Annotated in this window: 8 protein-coding genes and 1 pseudogene; 5 read left to right on the forward strand and 4 right to left on the reverse strand. The window is 42.9% G+C overall.

What is annotated here, in order from left to right:
* Nucleotides 1-2 precede the first annotated feature (2 nt).
* The gene (gene cydD, locus SLS51_RS05680; RefSeq protein WP_323836318.1) at nucleotides 3-1772 is read right to left on the reverse strand and encodes a heme ABC transporter permease/ATP-binding protein CydD; all 1770 of its coding nucleotides are present in this window, start codon (nucleotides 1770-1772) and stop codon (nucleotides 3-5) included.
* A gap of 134 nt (nucleotides 1773-1906) precedes the next feature.
* Nucleotides 1907-2866 (reverse strand): thioredoxin-disulfide reductase, encoded by a 960-nt coding sequence (gene trxB, locus SLS51_RS05685; RefSeq protein ID WP_323836320.1) that lies wholly within the window; start codon nucleotides 2864-2866, stop codon nucleotides 1907-1909.
* A 499-nt stretch (nucleotides 2867-3365) separates the two neighbouring features.
* Here trxB and lrp point away from each other — a divergent pair, with 499 nt between their 5' ends.
* From lrp to serS, 5 genes are all read left to right on the forward strand, one after another.
* On the forward strand, nucleotides 3366-3860 hold the full coding sequence (gene lrp / locus SLS51_RS05690; RefSeq protein WP_011145896.1) for a leucine-responsive transcriptional regulator Lrp: 495 nt from the start codon (nucleotides 3366-3368) through the stop codon (nucleotides 3858-3860).
* 130 nt (nucleotides 3861-3990) lie between these two features.
* Nucleotides 3991-7347 carry a DNA translocase FtsK 4TM domain-containing protein gene (locus SLS51_RS05695; RefSeq protein ID WP_323836322.1) on the forward strand — a complete coding sequence of 1119 codons (3357 nt, stop codon included), beginning with the start codon at nucleotides 3991-3993 and terminating at the stop codon, nucleotides 7345-7347.
* Nucleotides 7348-7566: 219 nt separating this feature from the next.
* The gene (gene lolA, locus SLS51_RS05700) at nucleotides 7567-8178 is read left to right on the forward strand and encodes an outer membrane lipoprotein periplasmic chaperone LolA (protein WP_323836324.1); all 612 of its coding nucleotides are present in this window, start codon (nucleotides 7567-7569) and stop codon (nucleotides 8176-8178) included.
* Nucleotides 8179-8185: 7 nt separating this feature from the next.
* A complete protein-coding gene (locus SLS51_RS05705) occupies nucleotides 8186-9529 on the forward strand; it encodes a replication-associated recombination protein A (RefSeq protein ID WP_323836326.1) in 1344 nt (447 codons plus the stop codon).
* A gap of 106 nt (nucleotides 9530-9635) precedes the next feature.
* On the forward strand, nucleotides 9636-10925 hold the full coding sequence (gene serS, locus SLS51_RS05710; RefSeq protein ID WP_323836329.1) for a serine--tRNA ligase: 1290 nt from the start codon (nucleotides 9636-9638) through the stop codon (nucleotides 10923-10925).
* 95 nt (nucleotides 10926-11020) lie between these two features.
* Here serS and SLS51_RS05715 read toward each other — a convergent pair whose 3' ends face one another.
* Nucleotides 11021-11821 carry a BPSS1780 family membrane protein gene (locus SLS51_RS05715; RefSeq protein WP_323836331.1) on the reverse strand — a complete coding sequence of 267 codons (801 nt, stop codon included), beginning with the start codon at nucleotides 11819-11821 and terminating at the stop codon, nucleotides 11021-11023.
* Between the two features lie 1121 nt (nucleotides 11822-12942).
* Nucleotides 12943-13099, reverse strand: a pseudogene (locus tag SLS51_RS05720) (IS1595 family transposase); the annotation flags it as partial.

The following is a 13099-nucleotide window of genomic DNA, read 5'->3' on the forward strand; positions in this document are numbered from 1 at the left end:
AATTACAGCTCCTCGCTTCGATGGGATAACAGGCGGGTGAATACCCCTTGAGATTGGCTTAGCGTCTGGTAATCTCCCTGTTCAATAATTAATCCCTTTTCCATGACCCAAATCTGATCATATTCCAGCGTTTCTTCCAATTGATGGGTAACTAACAGGGTCGTCTGATGATGAGATGCCTGATTGAGTGTTTCCATCACCTGTTGTTCGCTATGAGTATCCAGGCTGGCACCAGGCTCATCCAGTAATAATAACCGGCAAGGTTTCAATAGGGCACGGGCAACAGCGATACGTTGGGCCTGACCAACGGATAATCGTGCTGCATTATCACCGATGATGGTATTCAGCCCATCGGGTAAGTCGTGAATAAATTCGGTGACGTATGCTTGTTCTATAATCTGATGGATTTGTTGTTGATTGGCATTAGGTTGGTTCAGACGAATATTATCAAGCAAAGTCTGCTCAGGCAGATGTGGATTTTGTCCAACCCAGCTCAGTTGATTACGCCATCTCTGTTGATCCAACTCACGCAGTTCGGTGCCATTAATTTGTATTGAACCACGATAGGGCAGGAACCCTAACAGTAAATTCAAGAGGGAACTTTTACCAGCTCCGCTTTGACCAACTAATGCCACCCGTTGATTTTTCTCTATAGTAAAATTCAACGGGCCAGCAAGCGGGTTGCCGTCGTGGGCCAAAATTTCCAGATTATTAGCAATGATGGTCAACGGATCTTGGGGGGGGAGTGTTTTATCACCACCGGCAGGTGCATATTCACCATCACTGCTCAATAAAGTCACTAATGCTTCGGCGGCCCCAACCGCCTGGGCTTTAGCATGATAATAAGTACCCAGATCGCGTAATGGCTGGAAAAATTCTGGGGCGAGGGTTAACACTAGAAAACCGGCAAACAGGGTAACGCCCATCCCGTAACTGCCAAAATTAAGCTCCCCCAAATAGGAGAAACCGAAATAGACAGCGACAACGGCTATAGAAATGGCAGCAAAGAACTCCAGCACCGCAGAAGAAAGGAACGCTAATCTCAGCACTTCCATCGTCCTGCAACGGAAGTTTTCGGTGGATTCGCTGATTTGTTGTGTTTCTGCTTTGCTGCGATAAAACAGGCGCAACGTCTCTAACCCACGTAGCCTATCAAGAAAATTACCGCTTAACCGCCCTAGCGCGACAAAATTACGCCGATTAGCGTCTGCGGCGCCTAAACCAACCAGCGCCATAAACAGCGGGATTAGGGGAGCAGTAGCGAATAAAATTAGCCCGGCAGCCCAGTTAACAGGGAATAGGGTGATCAGGATAAGAAGAGGGATTATGACGGCAAGAGACATCTGTGGCAGATAGCGGGAGTAATAATCCTGCATATCTTCTATCTGCTCAAGAATAATGGTTGCCCAGCTACCGGCTGGTTTGCCTTTAACCCACATTGGGCCAAGTTGTTCCAGCTTATCCAATACCATAGCGCGAATTTTCTGACGCACGACTTTGCCACAGATAAAACCGATTCGTTCTCGAATGGCACTGATGATAGCTCGTAACGCAAAGGTGGCTGCTAGCAACCAAAATTCGTTCGTGATGTGCTTGCGTGGAAGATTATCCATGATTAAAGCTTGCAGAATTGAGGCCAGTAGCCAAGCTTGAGCAATAATCAATAATCCACTGATTAAGCCAAGTAACATGGACAGGCGGAGCCAGCGTTGGGCCGGGGCACTTTGCTGTTTCAGCCAGCGAACCAATTCATACTGTCTTGTTTTGTCCATAAGGAAAAATTCTAATTTAGCAGGTGAGGGTAATGGTGTACCAAAAGGCTGGACATATCCTATGTGTCAGCATCCTGCTGATATGTTACATGTTAAAAAGCGCTACCGAAATAGCGCCTTGAAAGAAAAAGAATTTATTTAGCGGCTAGCCCATCCAGGAAACGTTCTGCGTCGAGGGCTGCCATACAACCTGTACCGGCGGACGTAATTGCCTGTCGGTAGGTATGATCCATGACATCACCGGCGGCGAATACACCGGGAATGGAGGTCTGAGTGGCGTTACCCTGTAAACCGGATTGAACTTTAATGTAACCATTATCCAGTTCTAATTGGCTTTCAAAAATAGCGGTATTGGGCGTATGGCCGATGGCAATGAAGGTGCCGGTAACAGCCAATTCTTCTGTAGCGCCACTTTTGGTATCGCGTAGGCGAACACCGGTAACGCCCATATCATCACCGAGTACTTCATCCAGAATCCGATCGGTATGTAGGATGATATTGCCATTTTTGACTTTATCCATCAGGCGACTGATCAAGATCTTCTCTGAACGGAATGTATCACGGCGATGAATTAGGTGAACTTCCGCTGCAATATTTGCCAGATATAAGGCCTCTTCTACCGCAGTATTACCACCGCCAACAACGGCGACTTTCTGGTTACGATAAAAGAAACCATCACAGGTTGCACAGGCTGAAATACCACGACCTTTGAATGCCTCTTCAGAAGGTAAACCTAAATAACGGGCAGAAGCACCTGTTGCGATAATCAGTGCGTCACAGGTATATTCTTGCTCATCACCATAAAGGCGTAAAGGCCGGTTTTGCAGATCAACTTTTTGAATATGGTCAGAAATAATTTCGGTTTGGAATTTTTCAGCATGTTGGTGCATGCGTTCCATTAACCCTGGGCCGGTCAAATCTTCAGGATCGCCAGGCCAGTTTTCGACCTCGGTGGTTGTAGTCAATTGACCGCCTCTTTCAACCCCGGTAATAAGAACCGGATTTAAATTTGCTCGGGCAGCGTAAACCGCGGCAGTATAGCCTGCTGGACCGGAGCCAAGAATAATGAGTTTGTGGTGTTTGGCGGCGCTCATGAATACCTCATTTCCATTTATCACCTATCGAATATCGAACGATTGTAGGAGAAATAGGAGGGTAAAAAAAGTTAAAAGACTCATGTTACTAACGATTTTACCGATAGATATTAACTAACAATGATTTTAACCTGAGAAAAGTGTCCTTTTAGTGCTGTTTGGATTTTATTTGCTCGTTTTCAATTAATGGTAGACTATCGAAACGATTAACTGAAAATTTGTTCCACAGGTTGTTCTGATTTTTGCTCATTTACTTTGACAATCGGCTGTGCATTTGCGAAAACATCACTGTAAGAGATAATTATCCACCTCGCTAAATTCGTTTCTATAAAAATCGACATGCGGATAATTTCCTCTAGTGTAGCATTAAAAAAATGGCCTGTGGGTTGCTTTACGCTGATAGAGCGAGGCTTTAACTTTAAGACATCTTTTCCAACTCAAACTTAGAGAGATAGGGGAAAATGTTATGGGTGTAGGAAAATAAAGAGAGATCAACAAGATGATAGATAATAAAAAACGTCCGGGAAAAGATCTTGATCGCATAGATCGTAATATCCTAAATGAGCTACAGAAAGATGGGCGAATTTCTAACGTAGAACTGTCTAAACGGGTAGGTTTGTCTCCAACTCCGTGTCTGGAGCGTGTTCGTCGTCTGGAACGTCAAGGGTTTATTACTGGATACACGGCATTGCTGAATCCTCACTATTTGGATGCATCTTTGCTGGTATTTGTTGAAATTACCTTAAACCGTGGCGCTCCAGATGTTTTTGAACAATTCAACGCTGCGGTACAAAAATTGGAAGAGATTCAGGAATGCCACTTAGTTTCCGGTGATTTCGACTATCTATTGAAAACTCGCGTACCAGACATGTCAGCTTATCGTAAGTTGCTAGGTGAAACTTTGTTGCGTTTGCCCGGTGTTAATGACACTCGCACATATGTTGTGATGGAAGAAGTTAAGCAGAGCAATCGTTTGGTTATTAAGACTCGCTAAAATCTTACCAAAAATGTACAGGTGCAAAACTGGAAAAACTTAGGTACACTCCTGTTTATGCATACAGTTTCAACGCTGAGCTATCTCGGCGTTGTTCCGTTAAATCAACAGGAAACCTGGAGAGCCTTTCTTGAGCCAGGAATATACAGAAGATAAAAATATTAAATTAAAAAGACTAAGTAGTGGACGCAGGCTGTTAGAAGCTGTGTTGCTTGTCATTGTTATCCTATCGGCTTATCTGCTGGTCGCACTTGTCAGTTTTAACCCTTCAGATCCTAGCTGGTCTCAGACCGCATGGCATGAGCCGGTGCATAATTTGGGTGGTGGTGTGGGTGCATGGCTGGCCGATACGCTGTTTTCCGCATTTGGTATTCTCGCTTATGCTATCCCCCCAGTGATGATATTGGGTTGCTGGACTGCTTTTAAGCAACATGATGACCGAGAGTACGTTGATTTCTTTGCGTTGGCTTTGCGCGTTATTGGTGCATTGGCAATCGTTTTGACTTCATGTGGATTAGCGGCACTGAATGTTGACGATCTCCATTACTTTGCTTCCGGCGGTATTATTGGCAGTCTGTTTAGTAGTGCGATGTTGCCTTGGTTTAATGAATTAGGTGCAACTTTGGTCTTGTTGTGTATTTGGGCAATTGGGTTGACGTTATTTACTGGCTGGTCATGGTTAACCATTGCTGAAAAAACGGGAGCAATCATTCTGGGAGCAATAGGATTTATTACCAACCGTAGCCGTCATGAACAGGAATATATGCCATATGGTGAAACGGTTATTGAGAGGGAAGATCCCGCTGATGATAAAATAGAATCCGAATTTACAGCGGCTGATATTGATCATGATGATATACTATTTACAGCCCCTTCAGCCGTAGAGTTAGCAAAAGCTGAACTGGACGAACCAGAATGGGTGAAAGCAGAAATTGAACAAGAACAGCCAATAGATATTCCTACCACGAATATGGCTGATATTGATGCTGAACCTGAAATTTTGGTCAATACATCAGATGATATTGCACGGCCTCAAGCATTAGTCGAAGAGAGTGAAAAGGATAATGACGAACCTGTTCGTTATGTATTTGAAACGCCTGTTGAGTACCATTTTGAACCTATATCTGAATTTAATCGTGAAGCGACGCCAACATTTGAACCCGTCGAAAATAGCCGGAACAGCAGCGACACCTCCACTTTTATGCGTGAAACAGAACCAAAAAATGTTGTAGCAGCAACCTCAACCTCTGCAACGGTTATAACAGGTAACTCTCAGGTTAAGCAAGGAATCGGGCCAGAACTACCCCGTCCTAATCCTGTCCGTATTCCAACCCGCCGTGAACTGTATGGCATTAAAGTGCCTTCACAACGTCTTGCAGAACAACAGCGTGAAGAAGAGGTTAAACAACAAGTAGGTGGAGCGGATGATGATATTGAGTCTGATAAACAGCAAGAAGCATTGTTGAGTCAGCAGTTTCTTGAACAACAGCGCGAGCGTTATCGTATTACGACGGATACAGAAGAACAGGCTCCAATCCAGCCTCAGATGAGACAGAATCTATTTGAGCCGGAAAATCAGCTTTCGGTGGAAGAACGGGCTCAAACAGCGCCAGAGACTGTTAAACAGACAGTTGAGCAGCCGCAATATAAGCATTATCAGGAGCAAGGTCACCAGGAGAAAAAAGAGCTTTCTGCTCTGGAGAGTTTATCGATTTTAAATAACTTTTCACCGGTTGAAGATCTCGTTGAAAAAGAGCCAGCAGAGCCGCTATTTATGCCTTCTGTTCAATCGGCACCGGAAAATCAATCAGAACGGCCCACGGAAATTGCTTGTGCGCCAGCACCTGTACACAATGTTGTGCAGCAACCGCAGCAACCGCAGCAACCGCAGCAACCGCAGCAACCGCAGCAACCGCAGCAACCGCAGCAACCGCAGCAACCGCAGCAAGATAGCTTATTTCATCCGTTTTTGATTCGTAACGATCAACCGTTGCCAAAACCAACGACACCAATGCCTTCGCTCGATCTGCTAACCAGTCCTTTAGCGGAAGAGGAACCCGTTGATATGTTTGCCCTTGAGCAAACGTCCCGTTTGATTGAAGCGCGTCTGAGTGATTATCGAGTTAAAGCTGATGTCGTGGGTTTTTCACCCGGTCCGGTGATTACCCGGTTTGAACTGGATTTGGCTCCGGGTGTTAAAGCATCACGTATTTCCAACTTATCAAGAGATTTAGCACGTTCTCTATCAGCGGTTGCTGTGCGTATTGTGGAAGTGATTCCGGGTAAACCTTATGTTGGCTTGGAATTGCCGAATAAAAAGCGCCAGACGGTCTATTTGCGTGAAGTATTGGATTGTGAAAAATTCCGCGATAATCCATCCCCACTGACAATTGTGTTGGGTAAAGATATTGGCGGCCAGCCGGTTGTTGCTGATTTAGGTAAAATGCCGCACTTGCTGGTGGCGGGTACAACCGGTTCGGGTAAATCTGTTGGTGTCAACGCCATGATCCTCAGTATCCTCTATAAAGCAAAACCAGAGGATGTCCGTTTTATAATGATTGACCCGAAAATGTTGGAGTTGTCGGTTTATGAAGGCATTCCGCACCTGTTAACCGAAGTTGTTACCGATATGAAAGACGCCGCTAATGCACTGCGCTGGTGCGTTAGTGAGATGGAACGCCGTTATAAACTGATGTCTGCATTGGGTGTGCGTAATCTGGCGGGTTATAACGAAAAAGTTAAACAGGCAGAAGAGATGGGACGCCCAATTCCTCATCCATTCTGGAAGCCGGGTGACAGCATGGATGTTACTCATCCGGTGCTGAAAAAAGAGCCGTATATTGTTGTCATGGTCGATGAATTTGCTGATTTAATGATGACCGTCGGCAAAAAAGTTGAAGAGCTGATTGCCCGATTAGCACAGAAAGCGCGTGCTGCTGGTATTCATCTGGTTCTGGCGACTCAACGCCCATCTGTCGATATTATTACCGGCTTGATTAAAGCGAATATTCCGACGCGTATTGCCTTTACGGTTTCCAGCAAAATTGACTCCCGCACCATCCTTGATCAAGGCGGCGCTGAATCCCTGTTGGGCATGGGAGATATGCTTTATCTGGCACCAAACTCCTCGATTCCTGTGCGTGTTCATGGCGCATTTGTTCGAGATCAGGAAGTTCATGAAGTGGTGAATGATTGGAAAGCCCGCGGTCGTCCAGAGTATATTGATAGCATTCTCAGTGGTAGTGATGATGCTGAGGGTGGCTTAGGCCTTGACAGTGATGAAGAGCTAGACGCCCTGTTTGATCAGGCAGTTCAATTTGTGACGGAAAAACGACGAGTTTCGATTTCTGGTGTCCAGCGTCAATTTCGTATTGGTTATAACCGAGCGGCGCGTATTGTGGAACAGATGGAGGCACAGCAGATTGTCAGTGCTCCGGGTCATAATGGTAATCGTGAAGTATTAGCGCCACCACCACATGAGAGCTGATATACCCGTTATCTTTCAAGTTGCCTCTTTGTTGGCTGCACTCGCTCACCCCGGTCACATAGTTATCTATGCTCCCGGGGATTCGCTCCCTTGCCGTCGCGATGCATCTTGAAATCCATAGGATATAGTGAATATTGAACGTTGAAGACCCTGATAATAAGTCACTTGAAGTAATAACGTTGAGAAAGAAGTAATAACGCTGAGAAAGGTATCTCTGACATGAAAAAACTGATATTGATTGGTTGTTTAATGGCTGGCATGAATATCAATGTGGCATGGGCGAATGCCAGCCAAAATTTGCAGGAACGTTTGGGTAAAGTAAATAGTTTTCATGCCAGCTTTACTCAAACCGTCACCAGTGATGATGGGGCAACAATTCAGGAAGGTGAGGGGCAATTGTGGGTTAAACGTCCAAACCTATTTAACTGGCATATGACATCACCTGATGAAAGTGTTTTGGTATCGGATGGTAAAACGTTGTGGTTCTATAATCCGTTTGTTGAGCAGGTAACGGCTAATTGGTTGAAAGATGCCACAGGTAATACGCCATTTATGCTAATTACTCGTAACGATGCTAAAGAGTGGTCTCAATATAAAATTAGCCAGCAAGGGAATGATTTTGAACTGACGCCGAATGATGTCACTGGTAATCTGAAACGTTTCTCGATTACCGTCACGACGGATGGCACTATCCAAAAATTTTCTGCTATTGAGCAGGATGGACAAAAGAGTGCTTATCAATTAAAAAGGCAGCAAAATACCCATGTAGATGCGGCAAAGTTCAGTTTTACGTTACCGAAAGGCGTTACGCTGGATGATCAGCGCCAGTGAGGTTTAAGTGAACAACCTGTCACTCGATTTTTCTCAAAATGAGTTTCGGCCATTGGCCGCGCGTATGCGGCCGATGATATTAGAGCAATATATCGGCCAGCGGCATTTACTCGCTGAAGGAAAACCTCTGCCAAGGGCTATCCGGGCTGGACAACTGCACTCCATGATTTTATGGGGGCCACCGGGGACGGGCAAAACAACATTAGCTGAAATTATTGGGCATTATGCTCAGGCTGATGTTGAACGGATATCTGCGGTCACTTCCGGCATCAAAGAGATACGTGAATCGATTGAAAAAGCGCGTCAGAACCGGAATGCAGGGCGTAGAACGATCCTGTTTGTTGATGAAGTACATCGTTTTAACAAAAGCCAGCAGGATGCTTTTCTGCCACACATTGAAGATGGCACGATCACCTTTATCGGCGCTACGACAGAAAACCCCTCTTTTGAACTGAATTCTGCATTACTTTCACGGGCACGTGTCTATCTGCTTAAGTCATTGACAATAGAAGAGATTGAACAGGTGCTTGAGCAGGCGATGAATGATAAAGAGCGCGGTTATCATGGTCAGAATATCGTTTTGCCCGAAGATACCGGTCATATGATTGCGGAACTGGTTGCTGGTGATGCTCGCCGTTCACTGAATTTGCTGGAAATGATGGTGGATATGGCAGAAACCAATGCTCAGGGGCAGCGGGTTTTGACACCGGTGCTATTGAAAGAGGTTAGTGGAGAGCGAAGTGCCCGTTTTGATAATAAAGGAGATCGTTATTACGATTTGATTTCAGCACTGCATAAATCCGTTCGTGGTTCAGCCCCTGACGCTGCGCTTTACTGGTATGCTCGGATCATTACTGCTGGTGGTGATCCGTTATATGTTGCACGTCGTTTATTGGCTATTGCTTCCGAAGATGTTGGTAATGCCGATCCGAGGGGAATGCAGGTAGCTATTGCTGCATGGGATTGTTTTACGCGTGTTGGGCCGGCGGAAGGTGAAAGAGCGATTGCTCAAGCTATTGTTTACCTTGCCTGTGCGCCGAAAAGTAATGCGGTTTATACCGCCTTTAAAGCAGCGATGGCTGATGCGAAGGAAAAACCTGACTATGATGTTCCTGTGCATTTGCGCAATGCACCGACAAAATTGATGAAAGGGATGGGGTTTGGCGAGGAATATCGTTATGCCCATGACGAACCTAATGCTTACGCGGCGGGTGAAGTTTATTTTCCGCCTGAGATGCGGGAAACTCGTTATTATCATCCGGCTAACCGAGGATTAGAAGGTAAAATAGGCGATAAACTCGCCTGGCTTGCTGAACAGGATCAAAATAGCCCGATAAAACGCTATCGCTAACGTTATTGTTGCGGTAAGGTTGACGGGTAAAAATACCTTATGGCCCATCAACTTGTGTGGGTCTATTTATATCATCTAACTTAATAACGACAAGCACAGGACTAGCATGCTCGATCCAAACATACTGCGTAATGAGCTAGGCGCAGTCGCCGAAAAACTGGCTCGCAGGGGTTATACCCTTGACGTGGATACGCTGCGCAAACAAGAAGAGCGCCGTAAAGTTTTACAAGTTGAAACTGAAACCCTGCAAGCAGAACGTAATTCCCGATCGAAAGCTATTGGTGCAGCAAAAGCCCGTGGTGAAGATATTGATCCACTGCGTCAGGAAGTGAACCAGTTAGGTGAAAAGTTGGATACAGCGAAAGCTGAACTGGAAAAACTTCAAGCTGAAATCCGTGATTTGGCTTTAAGTATCCCTAACATTCCAGATGATTCTGTACCGGTAGGTAAAGATGAGAACGATAATTTGGAAGTGAGCCGTTGGGGTGAGCCAGGTAAATATGATTTTGAAATTCAAGATCATGTTTCATTAGGTGAATTGACCAATGGCTTGGACTTTGCCGCTGCGGTTAAACTAACCGGTTCACGCTTCGTGGTGATGAAAGGGCAAATTGCCCGTCTGCATCGTGCCTTGGCACAATTTATGCTAAACCTTCACACAGAACAGCATGGCTATTTGGAAACTTATGTTCCCTATTTGGTAAACCATGAAACCTTATATGGTACGGGTCAATTGCCGAAATTTGGTGAAGATCTTTTCCATACGAAGCCGCTGGAAGAAGAGGCGGAGAGCCATTACGCGCTGATCCCAACTGCTGAAGTTCCGATAACTAACTTGGTTCGTGGTGATATTCTGGATGAAAATGAACTGCCGTTGAAAATGACCGCTCATACCCCTTGCTTCCGTTCAGAAGCGGGTTCTTATGGTCGTGACACCCGTGGTCTGATCCGCATGCATCAGTTTGATAAAGTTGAGTTGGTTCAGATTGTTCATCCTGATGAATCAATGGATGCACTGGAAGCGTTGACAGGTCATGCCGAGAAAGTACTGCAACTACTGAATCTGCCATATCGTAAAGTTTTATTGTGTACCGGTGATATGGGTTTTAGCGCGTGTAAAACTTATGATTTGGAAGTGTGGTTACCGGCTCAGAACACATATCGAGAAATCTCTTCCTGTTCTAATATGTGGGATTTCCAGGCGCGCCGTATGCAAGCGCGTTTCCGTGGTAAAGAAGATAAGAAAACTCAATTACTTCATACCCTGAATGGCTCTGGTTTGGCAGTTGGCCGTACTCTGGTTGCCATTATGGAAAACTATCAGCAAGCCGATGGTCGTATTGAAATACCGGCAGTATTGCGTCCATATATGGGTGGTTTGGAATATATTGGTTGATTATTATATTAATGAAAAGCGCCAGATTTGGCGCTTTTTGCTTCTTATTTATTGATTTTTTTGTTGAAAATAAAGTTATTAGGTTTAGTAAAGATTTAACTAATTAAAGACGACAATTTCTCCTTTCCGATAAAGATACTACGATAAGAGGAATAATAGCTGACTAAAAATAGGGGAATGGTTATTAAAAGGCCCAAACCCAAAGTCATGATAGAAATTATGAATATTACTGCCATGACCATGAAGAATAAGAAACTGGGTAATAAATTCTTCTTCACTGCTTCCAGGCTCATTGATACGGCAGCCCCAAATTTCAAATTATGGATAACGATTAATGCTGGTGCGAACCAGGTTAAAGCAGTACCAAAAATGTTAAAAATAAGCAGAACAAAGGCACCAAGGTATAATGGAGATAGATCATTTGGAAATACTTCAACCGGGATCTCGTCATATTGGCTATCTAACAATATATGAGCCATTGTACTACTGCTGATAATAAACATTGCGATAATTCCAAGAAGCGTAACGCCAAGAGATAAAGCACCAACGCTAAGCAGTGATGCAAAGTTTTTCTGAAATCCGTTGAATAGTAGTCTTATTTCGAATTGTCCAGTTGTTCTTTGTTTTTCGCACACGGCAATAATACCACCAAAAAATACCGGGCCAAAAAGTACAGTAAATATCCCAAGGAAAGGAATAAGCTGTAAAACAGATATGATAATGAAATAAATGATACTAAGTAGTATCCACATACCCAATTTACGTTTGACAATATCCCATGCTTGACCAATCCATTCCATACCTTCTGTGCTACTGAGGGATTGACCACCAGGGATAAATACCTCCTGATTGTTGTATATAGCTTTGGAATTAAAACTTAGGTTCTTATTATCCATGTATTTTCCAATTTAATTATTGACTTGTAATTTATTGAATCTTTTTTTTGTCTGCATATTAAAAGTTATAGTCAGCCCTAAAAATCTGGCAAGTATAATATATTAAATTTATTAATCAACAAGTACTAAATAGGAGTAATTAACCAATAAAATGCTGGATTTACAAGCAATGTTTTATTATTTATTTTTTTAACTTGATTAAATGGTTTTACCATTACCTAAATAACTAAGCTACCTTTGTAACATATTGTATCTTCTTTCATAGAACTTAATTAATATTTATATTTCAATGCCGATTTTTCATCATCGATTATTTAACTGGTTATGAAAAAATTTACTCTTGTGGTTGAAAACGCTATTAAAGTCTTTTTCTTTGAAAAAGCGGATTTTTTGATTAACCTATTCATATCCTTATTTTCTAGGGTATAAAGGTATCCCTTTATGTTTTTTTAAATAATCCCTTCCTTTTTCAGGGTTTAAATCCTGACACATTAACCATTTTATTCATTTTTTATTAAATTATTTCTATGGTTTTCTTCATAAAAGAATGGCGAGAAAACACCTTAATATCAATCTATTCAGGTCATATTCCTTTGCATGCTGATTTCTTTTCAATTCTTTATTAATGGTTAATAGATTTCGATTAAGTGTAATGAATTACCTTTATAAAAAATTGCACTATAGTTAAATCTTCCTGCCACATAAAAACCTTAATCTCTCTGTGTTCGTGCTTTTAAATGGTTATGGCAGTTTAAATAAATGTAAAATGAGAGGGGGGATAAAATCGTCGATAAGTGCATTAAACACGGCGGGGAATAGGCTGTTTTTAGCGCCTGTGCTTTTTTAAAATCTGGCATTAATGGTATTAAAATCAAGTCCCATTTCTTTAATGTTTTTTAATATTGTTAAACTTTTTTATTTTTTTTCGGTTAATCTGGTTAATCTAAGGATTTTACGGCTTCTTTTAATGATTTATCTGATTTTGCGAAAATGTATTACGACTACGTAAAATCTTTTGGTTAAGCAAGTTTGCTTAATGCGGTGATTTGTTGTTTTTCCACTTTGTTAAACAATTTAGACCTTGTTTTTTTGATGTTTTTTCTTCTAATATCAGTACCTGATTACCATCGAATCTCAGCTAGCTTGAGTAAATACTCAGGTATAGGTGCTGCCCGGATACATGAATAAATAAGCTGTTCGAATGTTTTTTTAAGGTTAAAGCGCCAATTGAACTTGAAACAGAATTCGGCAAGATAACGAGGTAAATACTTTTTGCTA

Origin of the sequence: Photorhabdus africana (assembly GCF_035181445.1) — a bacterium.
GTDB lineage: Bacteria > Pseudomonadota > Gammaproteobacteria > Enterobacterales > Enterobacteriaceae > Photorhabdus > Photorhabdus laumondii.

What these genes read in the sequence shown, in the direction of transcription:
- serS (WP_323836329.1), top strand. Translation starts at nt 9,636, where the DNA reads ATGCTCGATCCAAACATACTGCGTAATGAGCTAGGCGCAGTCGCCGAA.
- SLS51_RS05715 (WP_323836331.1), bottom strand. Translation starts at nt 11,821, where the DNA reads ATGGATAATAAGAACCTAAGTTTTAATTCCAAAGCTATATACAACAAT.
- lolA (WP_323836324.1), top strand. Translation starts at nt 7,567, where the DNA reads ATGAAAAAACTGATATTGATTGGTTGTTTAATGGCTGGCATGAATATC.
- lrp (WP_011145896.1), top strand. Translation starts at nt 3,366, where the DNA reads ATGATAGATAATAAAAAACGTCCGGGAAAAGATCTTGATCGCATAGAT.
- trxB (WP_323836320.1), bottom strand. Translation starts at nt 2,866, where the DNA reads ATGAGCGCCGCCAAACACCACAAACTCATTATTCTTGGCTCCGGTCCA.
- cydD (WP_323836318.1), bottom strand. Translation starts at nt 1,772, where the DNA reads ATGGACAAAACAAGACAGTATGAATTGGTTCGCTGGCTGAAACAGCAA.